This window comes from Caulobacter sp. GW821-FHT09B11 (genome assembly GCF_059418205.1).
The window spans coordinates 1-13,806 of the sequence record NZ_JBWKPK010000006.1; the positions used below are offsets into that span (position 1 = coordinate 1).

Genomic DNA, 13,806 nt, shown 5'->3' on the forward strand with positions numbered 1-13,806 from the left:
CCTCCGGCCCTCCGGGCCACCTCCCCCAGAGGGGGAGGATCTTTTTGGTTCGCCTTGCTGGCCTTGCGCCCAGGATCCATCGTTCAGCCGCTCAGATCTTTGCAAGAGGCTAGAGGTCTGAGCGGTCGCCGGCATGGACCCTCGCCACAAGGGCGAGGGAGGCGAACTGTTGGCGGTGCGTGACCAAACAAGACTCTGAAGCCGCCCGCGCGGGACGTCAGAGCGCGGCGATCGCGTTCCACACCGTCGCCGGCACGTCGTCCGTGGCCGTGTAGAAGTGGAGTTCGGATTTGCCGGCCGCCGCGGCGTACTTCTGGATCTCGGCGGCCTTGGCGTGCGCGATCTCGCCGGCCATGGGCGTGATCAGGCCGGGCTTGCCGCCGGCGGCCGTCCAGAACTTGATCGACTGAACGTAGTTGTCGGCGGGATCGCCGTGGCCGACGACGCCGTCGTCGGTGCGCCAGTAGGCCTGGGGCAGCAGCACCGTGGAGTGCTTGAAGAACGCCGCCCAGGGCAGGTTCGGGTGCATGGCCTTGGCGCGGTAATGCGACGTCGTGCCGAACGGACGACCGCCGGAGGCCGCCACGATGGTCGAGCAGAACTTGTCGGCCAGGGCGCTCAGGCCCTTCTGGTCCCAATCGTAGGGTTTTCCAGGCGCGCCTTCGGGATCGACGTAATAGCCGGCCAGCCCCTTGCCCAGGAGATCGACGACCTTGGCCGCCTCCTTCATGGCCGCGTCCTCCTTCGCCGACGGCCAGCGCCAGCCGAAGACGTCTATGCCCTTGGCCTTGAACGCCGTGATGGCCGCCGCGACGTCATTGTCGGTGCGTATGGCCACGCCCGTGACCCTGGCGTCCACCGCCTGCGTCACGAAATCGCTCAGCTTGTCGTAGTTGACGACCCAAAGAATTTTTCGAACCGACATCCCGGCCTCCCCAAAATTGTCAGGGGACCAGAATATCACAACCTATAGAGGATTATTGGCGCTTCCTCGCGCATCTTGCCGCCATGACGCGCCGACACGCGCCTCCCCCGTTCCCTTTCGCTCAGAACCGCATTATAGCTCATCGTTGAACAACCCCGCCCGGCCGAAAGGTCGGGCGCCGTCATTTCTGGAGGACCGCATGTCCGACATTCTGATGCCCAAGGCGACCGCCGTCTGGCTCGTGGACAACACCTCGCTGAGCTTCGAGCAGATCGCCGACTTCTGCGGCCTGCACCCGCTGGAAGTCCGCGGCATCGCCGATGGCGAAGTGGCGCGCGACATCCGCGGCGCCGATCCGATCGGCAACGGCCAGCTGACCCGCGAAGAGCTCGACAAGGCCCAACGCGCCCCGCAGTACCGCATGAAGGCCCAGGTGAGCCGTCACGCCGAGCTGCTGAAGCCGCAGAAGAAGGCCCCGCGCTACACCCCGGTGTCGCGCCGTCAGGACCGTCCGGACGCCATCGCCTGGTTCATCCGTCACCACCCGGAAGTGACCGACGCCCAGATCTCCAAGATCCTCGGCACGACCAAGGCCACCATCGAGCAGGTGCGCAACCGCACCCACTGGAACGCGGCCAACATCAAGCCGGTCGATCCGGTGACCCTGGGCCTGGTCGGCCAGCTGGAACTCGACGCCCTCGTCAAGAAGGCGGCCGAGAAGAAGGCCAAGGACGACGCCAAGAAGGGCATCGTCGCCGAGGACCCGACCCTGCGTCCGGCGGCCGAGACGGCCTACATCTCCGAGGAAGAGCAGGAAGAGCGCGACATCCGCGCCGCCCGCGCCGAACCGAAGGCCGAGGACGTGTTCGGCTCGTTCAAGGGCAATGTCGACGACGACGAAGACGACGAGGACTGATCCCCTCTCCCCGTTCGCGAGGACGGGGAAACCCGGACAGCAAAAAGGCCCATCCGACGCTCGGATGGGCCTTTTCTATGCCTTTGGGGCTTTAGTGGAGCCTCGCTCGAAGTCCCTCTATCTCCTCCTTGAGCCTCAGCTTCTGCCGCTTCAGCTCTCGAAGCCTGGTGGCGTCGCTACCCGGTCGACTGGTCTCCTCCTGGATCGTGCGGTCGAGGTTCTCGTGACGGGACCCCAGCTCGCGGATACGGGATTCGATGGCCATGGGCTCGGCCTCCTTTTGGGCTGTTGACGGAGGGAGTGAACACCCGCTGGTCCGGGCTGTCAGATCACATATGATTGCAATCGGCGGCGCTTGACGTGGCGACGCTTCCTCCCGTGACGGACGAAAATTCACCATGACGGACGCCGCCGCACCCGCTTCCACCAGTGGTTTCAAACCGCGACTGGTGATCGGAATCTCCGGCGCCTCGGGGGCGCTTTACGGCCTGCGGGCCCTGGCCGCCTGCCGCGACCTGGGCGTCGAGAGCCACCTCGTGATGAGCAAGTCGGCGGCCCTGACCTTGACCCAGGAGACCGGGCTTTCGGTCGCCCAGGCCGCCGAGACGGCCGACGTGGTGCACCGGATCGGCGATGTCGGGGCCTCGATCGCCTCGGGCTCCTACCGCACGCTGGGCATGATCGTAGCGCCCTGCTCGGTGCGGACGATGAGCGAGATCGCCACCGGCGTAACCTCTTCGCTGCTGACCCGCGCCGCCGACGTGACCCTGAAGGAGCGCCGGCCGCTGGTGCTGATGGTGCGCGAAAGCCCGCTGCACCTGGGCCATCTGCGCACCCTGACGCGCCTCTCGGAAATGGGCGCGGTGATCGCCCCGCCGGTGCCGGCCTTCTATGCGAAACCCGTCTCGATCGAGGAGATGGTCGACCAGTCGGTGGGCCGGGCGCTCGACCTCTTCGGCCTGACCTGGGGGCCGGTGAAGCGCTGGGGCGAGGACCTCCCCCCCATTGGTGCTACCGTCAACGAAACGGACGAAAATTAACGGCCATGCGGTTCTGGGACTGGGCTCTTTCCGTCTATGCGCGACAGCCTGTCGCAGCCGCGTGCCTGGACCTGCAGGACGCGCACGGCCAGAACGCGCCGTTCCTGCTGTGGGCGGCCTGGACGGCGCTGGAGGGACGGCCCGCCGATCTGGCGCGCGCCGCGGCCCTGGTCCGCGCCTGGGACGCCGAGATCGGCGCGCCCCTGCGCGGCGTGCGCCGGGCTCTGAAGCCCGCGCGTCCCGACGTGGCCGATCCGGCGCGGGAAACCTTCCGCGACCAGGTCAAGGCGGCCGAACTGGCCGGCGAGAAGCTGCTGATGGAGAGCCTGGAGGCGATCTGCGGCCCGGTGGGCGCCACGGCCGACGTCTACGGCGCTCTTCTGGCGGCCGCCCGGGCCTCCGGCGAGCCGCCGCAGGACGCGGCTTTGGCGCGGCTGGCCGATGCTTTGGCTTGAGGGCGCGCACCGGGCGGCGAAACCGCAAACACTTTCGCCTAGCGCGCTTTGGCTTGAGACCTTTACCGCCCGTCAGGCTTTGCTATCTATCACCGGCTTCGGACCAGTGCTCAGAGTGGGGGAACGTCCATGAACGATGACGATCCTTCGGAAGAAACCTCCATCGCCATCGAGCGCCGCCTGGCGATCCTGCGCGAGGAGCACCAGGACCTGTCGGACGCCGTCGCGGCCCTGGAAGAACGCCCCCAGCCCGACATGCTGCAGATCGCCCGCCTCAAGCGCCGCAAGCTGGCCCTGAAGGACGAGATCGTGCGCCTGGAAGACCAGGTGACGCCGGATATCATCGCCTAAGCGCTGCGCGCGCCCCCTCAGTCGCTCCGCGACAGCTCCCCCAGAGGGGGAGCATCTGAGGCCGTAGATCCTCCCCCTTTGGGGGAGGTGGCCCGGAGGGCCGGAGGGGGGTCTCCCCCGACCCTACTCCAGATCCCCCGGCCCGAACGCCTCGGGCAGCAGGCTCCAGAACGGCGTGCGCTTCGTGGCCGCCCCGCCCTGCACCGACACGATCTCGCAGGTCTTCACAGCGAACTCGCCGATGCGCTGGCGGCAGGCGCCGCAGGGCTGGACGACGGCGTCGGAGCCGGCGGCGATGTAGACGCGCTCGATGCGGCGGCCGCCGGCCGTGACCATGGCCCCGATCGCCGTCTGCTCGGCGCAGGTGCCCGACGGATAGGCGGCGTTCTCGACATTGACGCCGAAATGCACCCCGCCCAGGTCGTCGACGACGGCGCTGGCGACGGTGAAGTTCGAATAGCGGGCGTAGGACCGCGCCAGATAGGCCGGCAGCGCGGCGGCGATGGCCGCTTCGTCGGAAGCCTGGATATCGGAAGAAAATATTGCGGCGCTCATGCCATCCCTCGGATCCCGGCAGGATCGCGCCGGGAACCGAGGCAATCAGTCGCGGCCCGCTTATGCAAGCGCAAAGCGGCGGGCCGCGATCAGGTTTCGCCGGGCGCCAGGGCGACGATCGACAGGGCGTGCACGGGCCCCGCCATTTCCTCGGCCAGGGCCTGGAAAATCAGCCGCTGGCGGGCCACGCGGCCCTTGCCGGCGAAGGCTTGCGCCTCGATCGTCAGGTTGAAGTGGCTCTCTCCGCCCTCGCGGTGGCCGGCATGGCCCTGGTGGCGGGCGCTGTCGTCCACGACCTCCAGCCGGGTGGGCGAAAAAGCGGTGGTCAACTTGGCTTCGATGGCGTCAGAGACGGCGCCCATGGTGATCTCCGGCATGTCAATCCTTGAACGGAAATAGCCTGGGCTTACTCTAAGCGCCATGAGCCGTGCGTTCGAATACCGCCCCAAGTTTTTCGACATCCGCGTCCGCCCGCCCAAGCCGGGCGAGGAGGAGGGTCCGCGCGCCGACGACGTCAACCGGCTGAAGCCCGGTCAGCGTCGGTGCGAGCATGCCGACTGCCTGCGCGCGGCCGAGGCCAAGGCGCCCAAGAGCCGCGACCTGCCGGGCCAGTACTACCACTTCTGTCAGCCGCACGCGGCCGAGTACAACAAGAACTGGAACTTCTACGCCGGCATGAACGAGGGCCAGATCCGCGCCGAGCAGGAGCGCGAGAAGGTCACCGGCGGCCGACCGACCTGGAGCATGAAGGCCGACGCCGGTTCGCGCGAGGCCGCCGCCGCCGCCGCCCGCGACGCCCGCAACATGGCCGACCCGTTCGGCCTGTTCCGCGCCCAGCAGCGCAAGGCCGAATCGGCCGCCGCCGGCCGCGCCGTCGGCAAGCTGGAACGCCAGGCCCTGGCCGACATGGATCTCGACGTCGACGCCGACGCCGCGGCCATCCGCGCCCGCTACAAGGACCTGCTCAAGCGCTGCCACCCCGACATGAACGGCGGCGACCGCAGCGCCGAGCACAAGCTCCAGCGAGTGATCAAGGCCTACAAGACCCTGCAGAAGTCCGGGATGGCGAAGTAGCGACGACTCAAGGTGCCAGACGGCGGTAGCCCTTGGTCGGGAAATAGTCCTCTTCGGCCTCGGGCGCCGGTTCGCCTTCGCGCCGCCCCTCGGACGTGATGCGGAAAAGAGGCTGGGCCGCGCGCCCCTTCGCCTCGATCCGTCCCGGCGCGCCGACGACGAGAACCGCCGGCCGCTCACCCAGGCCGTCTTCGGCCTCGCAGGTCAGCGCGACCCGATCGGGCGCCAGCCAGCGGTCCGGACGGCAGCGGGCGTCGCTGTCGGCGACGAAGGTCAGCCTGCCCTCCCCGGCTGCGAACACCGACAGGCCGCCGCCGAAATCGCCATAATTGCCGACCACCAGCCAGCGGCCGTCGGGCGAGGCGACGGGCAGCCCCTCGCCCAGGCCGACCAGCTCGCCCGCCGCATCGACCAGCAGGGCCGTCTCGTCGCCCTCGCCATGCGTGAAGCCGAGATAGGGATAGCGCCGGCCGCCCAGGTCGAGCACGCCCGAGAACCGCCAGCGGCTACAGCTGTCGAAGCCGTCGCAATAGTTCGCGTCGGTGAAGGCGGCCACGTCGCGGCCGCCGATGCGGAGAAACAGGACGTCGCCCTCGCGCCGGGCGAAAGCGGAATGAGCCGCGATCAGCTTGGCCTCTTCGTCCCGCCCCTGGTCGAGATTCTCGCGCAGCAGCCGGGCGTAGGCGCGATCGTCTTCGGCTTGAGACACCGTGACATTCGGCAAGGCGGCGGCGGAACGGGCGGCTTCGGCGCGGTCGCGGCGGATCGCCAGCCCGCCGGCGACGGCGAAGGTAGCCGCCATGACGGCGACCGTGACGATCCAGGGAAAGGCGCGCTTGAAGGCCATGGCCGAGCTTTAGGCCCGGCCGGGTAGCCACGCGAGTCTCAAAGCGGACTCGCGCTTGAATTCAGCGGATGCGGATGCGGATCGGCACGTCGATGAACGAACCGGCGCGGCTCTTGCCGTCCGGACCCAGCAGGTCGACCTGGATCTGCGAGGCCATCTGCAGGGCGGCGTCGCCGACGCCCAGGTCGTTGGGGCTCTCGGCCTGGACGCTGCAAGCCGTCAGGCCGCCGTTGTTCTTGACCATGCAGCTGAGCAGGGCCACCGCTTCGCGCGGTTGCGCCACCTGGACGACACGGGCCTGCGGCTCGGCCGAGGCGGACGGAGCGGCGGCGGTCACGGCGGCGGCGAGAACGAACGAAGCGATCACTGTATCATCCCTATTGTCTTGCGGAGGGCCCTGGGGTTTCCCGGGAGCCTCCGGTGTCATTTTGGGTCAGGCGGCGTTCGCCTGCTTGAGCCGTTGCAACCCCTGGGCCGCCAGGTCGGTCAGCGACCGCAGGCCAAGCTCGGCGAAGACGTCGAACGCGACCGCAAGAGCGGTGGCCGCCCGGTCCAGGCGCCCGTCGTCGCGGCCGGTGATCTCGACCCGTGCTTCATAGAGACGGGCCAGGTTCATCTGGGCCACGGCCCAGCCGGCCGGGTCGCGCGCGCCCGGATGGGCCGAAAGCTCGGCCTTGAAAGCCATCTCGGCGGCGTCGAGCACCGCCAGGTCCGCCGTCAGCTCGGCGCAGCGGGCCAGACTCAGGGCGCGGTTGTTGGCGACGGCGGCGCGCAGGGACAGGGCCGGCTGCACCTTCACGATGTGGGTGGCGCGGTCGAAGCAGGTGACGGCCTGCTCGAAGCAGCGGTCGGAGGTGGTGGCCTCGCCCATCATCTGCAAAGCCTCGCCCAGGCCCGCCTGGGCGCGGGCCCAGTCCAGCGGGCTGTGGCCGGGGTCCAGCGGCTCCAGCGCCTGGGTGGCGGCCTCGACGCCGTCGGCGATCAGGGAAAGCTCGCCGTCGAAGTCGCCCAGGCGCGTCAGGGCCTCGGCGCGCAGCAGCTCCAGGCGCGACCAGGTCAGGGGTTCGAAATCGGGATCGAGGGCGGCGACGGCGACGCGGGCCTCGGCCAGGGCGACCTCGACCAGCGAGCGGTCCTTCAGGCGGACGGCGCAGGCCAGCAGCAGGTCGATGCGGGCGGCGCGCTGGTCGGCCAGCTGCAGGCGGCCGCCGCCGGCCTTGGCGCCGCGATCGCTCGCCAGCACTTCCAGCGGGGCCTCGAAGGCCTGGGCCGACGCCAGGGCGCGGTCGATATCGTTGTCGGACAGCGCCATGCGGCCGTCGACGGCGGCCATCAGGGCCGCGGCCAACGGCGCGTGCGGGCCGTGGGCCGACTTGGCCAGGGAAAGCGTGGCGCCGGCGGCCGCGTGCAGGCCCTCGTCGCCGAACAGTTCGGCGCCCAGCATGGCCAGCACCGCCTGCTCGCAGCGGGCGGCGGCGGTCAGCTCGGGCTTGCGCTCGGTCTCGCCCAGCCGGGCGGCGGCCTCGGCCTGGGCTGCGCCTTTACGTAAAGCAGCCGCGTCGCCGGTGCGGCGGGCCACTTCGCGCCAGACCACGGCGGCTTCCAGCAGGCGCACCGCGCGGTCCTTGCAGCCGATGCGGCCGGCCGCGACGTCGGCGGCGCGGGCCTCGTTGGTCAGCAGGCGCAGGTCCATCAGTTCCAGCAGCGCGGTGTCGCCGCCGGTCAGCCCTTCGCGATGGGCGGCGGCATGGGACACGCGGCCCTGGCCGTCGACGCCCAGCAACCGCTTCAGGTCCCGTCCAACGAATTCGAACATCGCTCGCGCACTCCGCAGCCGGATCGTCCCACCTCGGCACGCCCGAAATGGATTTAACGCGATATCAGCAAAACCGGAGCCAACGCTCTTAACAAGGGGTTAACAGGTGTGAATCCGTCGTTAACCACGAATATTCAGATCACATTAACTTTGATCGCCCGATCGGCCCGGAAATCTGGGCTTTTGACCCATTTTGGCACGCTTTTTGCTTGATCGATCCACAGCCGGCGGGCGGTGCGATCGCACCAATTATAACTTCGTTCACCAAAGTGAAAATGACGTTAACCCTAAGATTTAGGACCTTGTTTACACTTTGTTCAGGGTCGTTACCGCGCGGAGTGGCGAATTCCGACGCAAGGCGCTAGGAAACCGCCATGACCAGCCCTTCCGTGACCCTCTGGACCGCCGCCCTCTGCAAGCAGGATCCCGGCTATGGCGGCTGGGCGTTCGTCCGTCGGCAGGACGGCGAGTCGGGCGCGGCGGCGATCAGGGGCGCGGCCGGCGGCGAGCGCCGCACCAGCCTGGCGAAGATGAGCCTGACGGCGCTGGTCGAGGCGCTGACCAGCCTGTCGGACCTGCCGGCCGGCGCGGCCGTGACCCTGCATTTCGCCGATCCCGCCCTGGCCGGCGAACTGGTCGCCAGCGACGGCGCCTACGCCCTGGCCGAACCCGAAGCCTGGGCCGCCGCCCGCGCCCTGGTCGCCGCCCGGCCGGTGCTGAACCTCGTGCCGCTGGCGGCTGGCGCGCCGGCGAGTGGTTTCCTCGCGGCCTGGGCCGAGTTCGGACTGGACACGTCCAAGAGCCGCGGCAGCTTCAAGGCCGCCATTCCGAAGCCGAACCTGCTGAAGTTTCCGGGCTAGCCGCCTGCGGCGGCCCCGTACGTCGCTTCGTTTATCGTCGAACCCGCGCTCCTAGCTCCTCCCCCGAGAAACGGGGGAGGTGGCGCGCTGCGGATACGCAGCGTGACGGAGGGGGCGAGGGACAGAGCGCCGAGCGCGCCGCCGCCCCCTCCACCGCTTCGCGGTCCCCCTCCCCCGTTTCACGGGGGAGGAGTTGGGGCGTTGGAGAAATCTCCCCCTGTGGGGGAGGCGATCGCGCAGCGATCGGTGGGGGGCGTTTCTATGAAATCGGCCAAGACTGGGGGAGCTGACAACTTCCCCCCACCGGCCTTCGGCCGCCTCCCCCAGAGGGGGAGGTTTCCTACTGAAGCCCCTTCACTACCAGCGTCGCGGTCGCCGCGTTGCAGGCGAAGGGGATGTCGGCCAAGGTGGCCAGGCGGATCAGGGCCTTGACGTCGACGTCGTGCGGCTGGGGCGACAGCGGGTCGACGAAGAAGATCAGGATATCGAGCCGGCCCTCGGCGATCATCGCGCCCAGCTGCTGGTCGCCGCCCAGGGGACCACTCTTGAGGCGGGTCAGCTGCAGCTGCGGCAGGGCCTGCAGGATGCGGCCGCCGGTGGTGCCGGTGCCGTAGAGCACGTGCTTTTCCAGGAACGCCGCGTGGGCCAGGGCCCAGTCGACCAGCTCGGCCTTCTTGTCGTCGTGGGCCACGAGGCCGATGGCGAACTGGCGGGTCATGCGGGACGGCTCCGGTTTGCGAACGCGCCCCTCCTATAGCGGCTGTCGAGGCCGCCGCCAGCCTGAAGGCCGCTTCCCTTTTCACGCGCAATGCCGCTAGGATACATATTGAAACTATATCTCAAATAATGAGATCGCCAGTCACGGCGATCCTGGAGGAAGACGCCGATGACCCTGGACCGCCGCGCCTTCGCCATGGGCCTGACCGCCCTGCCCCTGCTGTCGGCCGCGCCCGCCTTCGCCGCCCAATCCGAGGCAAAGGGACCCGGCGCGCGCCCCGGCCCGTTCCTGCTGGGCGCCGACATCACCTGGATCCCGCAGGACGAGGCCGACGGCGCGACCTTCTACGCCGATGGCCAGAAGCGCGACATCCTGGCGATCCTGGGCGACGCCGGCTTCAACGCCGTCAAGATCCGCATCTTCGTCAATCCCGAGAACGGCTACTCTCAGCAGCGCAAGACCGATCCGTGGGCGGGCCTCGGCCAGACCGTGGCGATGGCCAAGCGGATCAAGGCCGCCGGCATGCACCTGACGATCAGCTTCCACTACAGCGACAACTGGGCCGATCCGCAGAAGCAGGTGAAACCCGCCGCCTGGACCGACCTGCCGTTCGACGCGCTGGTCAAGGCGGTCGGCGACCACACCCGCACGGTGCTGAGCGCCCTGGTGAAGGCCGGCGCCAAGCCCGACATGGTGGTGATCGGCAACGAGATCACCTTCGGCATGCTGTGGCCGGACGGCCGCGTGCCCCTGCCCGTTCCCACCGGCAACCCGGCCACCGATGCGGTGCACCTGCAGGTTCCCGACGCCGGCGGCTTCGACAAGCTGGCCAGGCTGCTCAGCGCGGGCCTGGACGCCTCGCGCGAGACGGTTCCAGGCGTCAAGACCAGCCTGCACAACCACCTGGGCCGCCACTGGACCATCGTCAGCCACTGGACCGACAGCCTTCTGGCGCGCGGCGTGCGTTTCGACGCCGTCGGCTTCTCCTGCTACCAGCAGGCGGCCGAGGGCGACTGGGCCAACACCTTCGCCCGGTTCGGCGAGCGCTACCGCGACCACGGCTTCTACGTGGCCGAATATTCTAGCCGGAAGCGCTACGTGAACGACCTCGTCTTCGACGCCCCGGGCCAGCGCGGCTGGGGCACGTTCATCTGGGAGCCGACCCGGCACCAGGAGGCGATCTTCGACCAGGACGGCCGCAACGCCGGCGAAGGCCCGCGCCCCAACCTGCTGTCGCAGGGCATCAACGCCGCCGAAGCCCCCGGCGCGCAGATCGCCGGCGCCCCGCCGCCCCATCCCGAAAAGACCGAGCACGGCGGCCGCTACGACGCCAACGCCTTCATGGAGCTCTATCGCCAGATGGCGCGGGACTATGGAGTGCTGAAGGGATGAGGAAGGGGCGTTGGAAGGTTTCTGGAGAGCGTAAAGCCGTGCCCGCGGGTCTACGACCGCTCGCTGCCGCCGCGGCGCTGACTTGCCTTCTTCTGGGCCAAGCGCCCCTGCGAGCGGCGTCCGCCCAGGCGAGCCCCCAGGCCGAGGCCACCGTCGAAAAGGCGCCGATGCTCGGGCCGAAGGCGTTCATCGACTACTTCAAGCCGATGCCGTCCGCGACGCTGTCCAAGACCGCTTGGGGCGCAACCGAGGTCAGCGCGCGCGATCAACGCAACGGCCTCGAAGATACGGCGATGGCCCGCTGGAACTATTGGGACGGCCAGATCCTCAAGGGAACCGACGGCCGGTATCGCATGTTCGCCAGCCGATGGGACCAGGCGCTTGGTCACAAGGGCTGGGGAGACTCCCTGGCCATGGTCGCGGTCAGCGACACCTTGTTCGGCCCCTATCGCGACCAGGGTCTGACCTGGCCCGACAATCAGGGCGGCAGAGGCCACAACGTCACCGCCCTGCGACTGCATGACGGGCGTTACGGCGTCGTCGTGAGCGAGACGCGCAGCGGCGACGTCTTCGTCTCAAGCTCGATCGACGGCCCTTGGCGCCAGCTCGGCGTCATCGGTTACGATCAGAGCCGCTTCCAGCTGGTCAAGACGCCAGGCGATGTCGCGGCCAGGGGCGATCCGACGGCGACGCCCGCCCGCGCGGCCAATTTCAGCATCATGCTGAGGCCCGACGGCGCCTATCAGATCATTCCTCGGTCGGGGCAGGTTCTGATCAGCACCAAGGGGATACTGGGTCCCTACGTGGTCATGGGCGACAGCGTCTATCGGGGCCTGGCGGGAATGCCCCAGGCGGATCTGCGCGCTTTCGAAGATCCCGTCCTATGGTTCAGCGGCGGTTGGTATCACATCGTGGTCAATCACTGGCGCGAGCGCCGCGCCTATCACCTGATCTCGCGCGATGGGATCACGCAGTGGAAGGTCCAGGGATTGGCCTATGAGCCTGGAGCCGACTTCATCCGATACGCCAACGGCGCCGTGAATCACTGGAACAAGCTCGAGCGCCCCGGCGTGGTCATGGAAAACGGCCACGTCGTCGCCATGACCTTCGCCGTCATCGACGTCGCCAAGGACGCGCAGACAGGCGGCAACGGCCATGGCAGCAAAATCATCGTCGTGCCGTTCGACGGCGCGGCGATGGACCGGGATCTCGCCGGGCTGTAGCCGAAAGGCCCTTGGCCTCGCCGAAACCCTAGCCCCGCTCCCTCGTGCGTTCGAAGCGCACCTTCGGATAGCGTTCGGCGACGTAGTTGATCTCCCAGGCGCTCTTGCCCAGGAACACCGGCTGCTCGTCGATGTCGCGACCCATGGCGGTCTTGTGCTTGTTCTCGAAGTCCTCGACGTCGGCGCGCTCGCCAACCAGCCAGCGGGCCTCGGCGTAGGGGCTGGCCTCGAAGATCACGTCCAGCTGGTATTCGTTGGCCAGGCGGTCGGCCATGACCTCGAACTGCAGCTGGCCGACGGCGCCGACGATGAAGTCGCTGCCGATCATCGGCCGGAACAGCTGGGTGACGCCTTCCTCGGCCAGGCCTTCGAGGGCCTTCTTCAGGTGCTTGGCCTTCAGCGGATCCTTGACCCGCACGCGGCGCAGGATTTCCGGGGCGAAGTTGGGCAGGCCGGCGAAGCGCAGGGCGCCGCTCTCCGACAGGCTGTCGCCCACCCGCAGCACGCCGTGGTTGGGAATGCCGATCACGTCGCCGGCGAAGGCGTCTTCGGCCAGTTCGCGGTCGGACGCGAAGAACATGATCGGCGCGTTGACGCTCATGGCCTTGCCGGTGTTCTGGGCCTTCAGCTTCATGCCGCGCGTGAAGCGGCCGCTGGTCAGGCGCAGGAAGGCGATCCGGTCGCGGTGATTGGGGTCCATGTTGGCCTGGACCTTGAAGACGAAGCCCGAGACCTCGCCGTCGCCGGGCGCGACATGGGTTTCGGCCCCGGCCTTGCTGGCCTTGGCCGGCTTGGGCGCGGGCGCATAGGCGCCGATGCCGGCCAGCAGCTGGTCGACGCCGAAGTGGCGCAGGGCCGAGCCGAAGAACACCGGCGTCATGTGGCCTTCGAGGAACGACTGCACGTCGAACGGCTTGCCGGCCTCGGTGACCAGCATGGCGTTTTCCTCCAGCTCGGCGCGCTCGTCGGGCTCGAGATACTGGACGATGGCGTTGCCGTTGAAGGCCACGGCGTCGGGGTGGCCCTCCTCGTCGGTCGAGCTCTTCTTGGCGTAGGGCAGGAACTGCTGGCTGCGCAGGTCGAGCATGCCCTTGAAGCGCCCGCCCGAACCGGCCGGCCAGAACAGCGGCGCGGGATCGAGGGCCAGCTTCGACGAGACCTCGTCGAGCAGCTCGAACGGGTCCTGGGCCTCGCGGTCCATCTTGTTGATGAAGGTGATGATCGGGATGTCGCGCAGGCGGCACACCTCGAACAGCTTCAGGGTCTGGGGCTCGATGCCCTTGGCGGCGTCCAGCACCATGACGGCCGCGTCGGCGGCGGTGAGGGTGCGGTAGGTGTCTTCCGAGAAGTCCTCGTGGCCCGGGGTGTCCAGCAGGTTGAACATCAGGCCGTCGTGGTCGAACGTCATCACCGACGCCGAGACCGAGATGCCGCGCTCGCGCTCGATCTTCATCCAGTCCGACTGGGTGCGCCGCGCCTGGCCGCGCGCCCGCACCGCGCCGGCCGCGCGGATCGCCCCGCCGGCCAGCAGCAGGTTTTCCGTCAGCGTCGTCTTGCCGGCGTCGGGGTGGCTGATGATGGCGAAGGTGCGCCGACGGGCGGCTTCAGCGGCGGGAGAGGTGCTCATCCGGCCG

The 13,806-nt window shown here is 68.7% G+C and carries 17 protein-coding genes; 8 read left to right on the forward strand and 9 right to left on the reverse strand.

What is annotated here, in order from left to right; all coding sequences use genetic code 11:
- Positions 1 to 217: 217 nt before the first annotated feature.
- Complete coding sequence (locus AC07N1_RS05620) at positions 218 to 925, reverse strand: hypothetical protein (RefSeq protein WP_494670914.1); 708 nt, start codon at positions 923 to 925, stop codon at positions 218 to 220.
- A 199-nt stretch (positions 926 to 1,124) separates the two neighbouring features.
- Here AC07N1_RS05620 and AC07N1_RS05625 point away from each other — a divergent pair, with 199 nt between their 5' ends.
- Complete coding sequence (locus AC07N1_RS05625; protein ID WP_494670915.1) at positions 1,125 to 1,841, forward strand: DUF1013 domain-containing protein; 717 nt, start codon at positions 1,125 to 1,127, stop codon at positions 1,839 to 1,841.
- Positions 1,842 to 1,932: 91 nt separating this feature from the next.
- Here the strand turns inward: AC07N1_RS05625 and AC07N1_RS05630 are convergent, their stop codons facing one another.
- Positions 1,933 to 2,106: a YdcH family protein gene (locus tag AC07N1_RS05630; RefSeq protein ID WP_110117944.1), complete on the reverse strand. Its 174-nt coding sequence runs from the start codon at positions 2,104 to 2,106 to the stop codon at positions 1,933 to 1,935.
- Between the two features lie 133 nt (positions 2,107 to 2,239).
- Between AC07N1_RS05630 and AC07N1_RS05635 the strand changes: the two genes are divergently transcribed.
- From AC07N1_RS05635 to AC07N1_RS05645, 3 genes are all read left to right on the forward strand, one after another.
- The gene (locus AC07N1_RS05635) at positions 2,240 to 2,881 is read left to right on the forward strand and encodes a UbiX family flavin prenyltransferase (protein WP_494670916.1); all 642 of its coding nucleotides are present in this window, start codon (positions 2,240 to 2,242) and stop codon (positions 2,879 to 2,881) included.
- Between the two features lie 5 nt (positions 2,882 to 2,886).
- Positions 2,887 to 3,336 (forward strand): TIGR02444 family protein, encoded by a 450-nt coding sequence (locus tag AC07N1_RS05640; RefSeq protein WP_494670917.1) that lies wholly within the window; start codon positions 2,887 to 2,889, stop codon positions 3,334 to 3,336.
- A 129-nt stretch (positions 3,337 to 3,465) separates the two neighbouring features.
- A complete protein-coding gene (locus AC07N1_RS05645; RefSeq protein WP_110133432.1) occupies positions 3,466 to 3,687 on the forward strand; it encodes a YdcH family protein in 222 nt (73 codons plus the stop codon).
- A 123-nt stretch (positions 3,688 to 3,810) separates the two neighbouring features.
- Here the strand turns inward: AC07N1_RS05645 and cdd are convergent, their stop codons facing one another.
- Both cdd and AC07N1_RS05655 read right to left on the reverse strand, forming a co-directional pair.
- Positions 3,811 to 4,242 carry a cytidine deaminase gene (gene cdd, locus AC07N1_RS05650; protein ID WP_494670918.1) on the reverse strand — a complete coding sequence of 144 codons (432 nt, stop codon included), beginning with the start codon at positions 4,240 to 4,242 and terminating at the stop codon, positions 3,811 to 3,813.
- Between the two features lie 89 nt (positions 4,243 to 4,331).
- Positions 4,332 to 4,604 (reverse strand): BolA family protein, encoded by a 273-nt coding sequence (locus AC07N1_RS05655; RefSeq protein ID WP_494670919.1) that lies wholly within the window; start codon positions 4,602 to 4,604, stop codon positions 4,332 to 4,334.
- Between the two features lie 58 nt (positions 4,605 to 4,662).
- On the opposite strand from AC07N1_RS05655, the gene AC07N1_RS05660 reads away from it, so the two are divergent.
- Positions 4,663 to 5,316 carry a J domain-containing protein gene (locus AC07N1_RS05660; protein ID WP_110121326.1) on the forward strand — a complete coding sequence of 218 codons (654 nt, stop codon included), beginning with the start codon at positions 4,663 to 4,665 and terminating at the stop codon, positions 5,314 to 5,316.
- Positions 5,317 to 5,323: 7 nt separating this feature from the next.
- On the opposite strand, the gene AC07N1_RS05665 is transcribed toward AC07N1_RS05660, so the two are convergent.
- From AC07N1_RS05665 to AC07N1_RS05675, 3 genes are all read right to left on the reverse strand, one after another.
- Positions 5,324 to 6,163, reverse strand: a complete 840-nt coding sequence (locus AC07N1_RS05665) for a hypothetical protein (RefSeq protein ID WP_494670920.1) — start codon at positions 6,161 to 6,163, stop codon at positions 5,324 to 5,326.
- Positions 6,164 to 6,224: 61 nt separating this feature from the next.
- Complete coding sequence (locus AC07N1_RS05670; protein ID WP_110121324.1) at positions 6,225 to 6,530, reverse strand: hypothetical protein; 306 nt, start codon at positions 6,528 to 6,530, stop codon at positions 6,225 to 6,227.
- A 66-nt stretch (positions 6,531 to 6,596) separates the two neighbouring features.
- Positions 6,597 to 7,979 (reverse strand): hypothetical protein, encoded by a 1,383-nt coding sequence (locus tag AC07N1_RS05675; RefSeq protein WP_494670921.1) that lies wholly within the window; start codon positions 7,977 to 7,979, stop codon positions 6,597 to 6,599.
- A gap of 374 nt (positions 7,980 to 8,353) precedes the next feature.
- Here AC07N1_RS05675 and AC07N1_RS05680 point away from each other — a divergent pair, with 374 nt between their 5' ends.
- Positions 8,354 to 8,839 carry a ribonuclease H family protein gene (locus AC07N1_RS05680; RefSeq protein WP_494670922.1) on the forward strand — a complete coding sequence of 162 codons (486 nt, stop codon included), beginning with the start codon at positions 8,354 to 8,356 and terminating at the stop codon, positions 8,837 to 8,839.
- Between the two features lie 340 nt (positions 8,840 to 9,179).
- Here AC07N1_RS05680 and AC07N1_RS05685 read toward each other — a convergent pair whose 3' ends face one another.
- The gene (locus tag AC07N1_RS05685; RefSeq protein WP_494670923.1) at positions 9,180 to 9,557 is read right to left on the reverse strand and encodes a methylglyoxal synthase; all 378 of its coding nucleotides are present in this window, start codon (positions 9,555 to 9,557) and stop codon (positions 9,180 to 9,182) included.
- A gap of 168 nt (positions 9,558 to 9,725) precedes the next feature.
- Between AC07N1_RS05685 and AC07N1_RS05690 the strand changes: the two genes are divergently transcribed.
- A complete protein-coding gene (locus AC07N1_RS05690) occupies positions 9,726 to 10,949 on the forward strand; it encodes a glycosyl hydrolase 53 family protein (RefSeq protein ID WP_494670924.1) in 1,224 nt (407 codons plus the stop codon).
- Between the two features lie 38 nt (positions 10,950 to 10,987).
- Positions 10,988 to 12,172, forward strand: a complete 1,185-nt coding sequence (locus tag AC07N1_RS05695; protein ID WP_494670925.1) for a glycoside hydrolase family protein — start codon at positions 10,988 to 10,990, stop codon at positions 12,170 to 12,172.
- A gap of 28 nt (positions 12,173 to 12,200) precedes the next feature.
- Here the strand turns inward: AC07N1_RS05695 and AC07N1_RS05700 are convergent, their stop codons facing one another.
- Positions 12,201 to 13,799: a peptide chain release factor 3 gene (locus AC07N1_RS05700; protein WP_494670926.1), complete on the reverse strand. Its 1,599-nt coding sequence runs from the start codon at positions 13,797 to 13,799 to the stop codon at positions 12,201 to 12,203.
- Between the last annotated feature and the right edge of the window lie 7 nt (positions 13,800 to 13,806).

Coding starts and splice junctions, on each gene's coding strand:
- AC07N1_RS05700 (WP_494670926.1), bottom strand. CDS start 13,799: ATGAGCACCTCTCCCGCCGCTGAAGCCGCCCGTCGGCGCACCTTCGCC.
- AC07N1_RS05660 (WP_110121326.1), top strand. CDS start 4,663: ATGAGCCGTGCGTTCGAATACCGCCCCAAGTTTTTCGACATCCGCGTC.
- AC07N1_RS05655 (WP_494670919.1), bottom strand. CDS start 4,604: ATGGGCGCCGTCTCTGACGCCATCGAAGCCAAGTTGACCACCGCTTTT.
- AC07N1_RS05665 (WP_494670920.1), bottom strand. CDS start 6,163: ATGGCCTTCAAGCGCGCCTTTCCCTGGATCGTCACGGTCGCCGTCATG.
- AC07N1_RS05625 (WP_494670915.1), top strand. CDS start 1,125: ATGTCCGACATTCTGATGCCCAAGGCGACCGCCGTCTGGCTCGTGGAC.
- AC07N1_RS05680 (WP_494670922.1), top strand. CDS start 8,354: ATGACCAGCCCTTCCGTGACCCTCTGGACCGCCGCCCTCTGCAAGCAG.
- cdd (WP_494670918.1), bottom strand. CDS start 4,242: ATGAGCGCCGCAATATTTTCTTCCGATATCCAGGCTTCCGACGAAGCG.
- AC07N1_RS05635 (WP_494670916.1), top strand. CDS start 2,240: ATGACGGACGCCGCCGCACCCGCTTCCACCAGTGGTTTCAAACCGCGA.
- AC07N1_RS05630 (WP_110117944.1), bottom strand. CDS start 2,106: ATGGCCATCGAATCCCGTATCCGCGAGCTGGGGTCCCGTCACGAGAAC.
- AC07N1_RS05685 (WP_494670923.1), bottom strand. CDS start 9,557: ATGACCCGCCAGTTCGCCATCGGCCTCGTGGCCCACGACGACAAGAAG.
- AC07N1_RS05640 (WP_494670917.1), top strand. CDS start 2,887: ATGCGGTTCTGGGACTGGGCTCTTTCCGTCTATGCGCGACAGCCTGTC.
- AC07N1_RS05645 (WP_110133432.1), top strand. CDS start 3,466: ATGAACGATGACGATCCTTCGGAAGAAACCTCCATCGCCATCGAGCGC.
- AC07N1_RS05675 (WP_494670921.1), bottom strand. CDS start 7,979: ATGTTCGAATTCGTTGGACGGGACCTGAAGCGGTTGCTGGGCGTCGAC.
- AC07N1_RS05690 (WP_494670924.1), top strand. CDS start 9,726: ATGACCCTGGACCGCCGCGCCTTCGCCATGGGCCTGACCGCCCTGCCC.
- AC07N1_RS05620 (WP_494670914.1), bottom strand. CDS start 925: ATGTCGGTTCGAAAAATTCTTTGGGTCGTCAACTACGACAAGCTGAGC.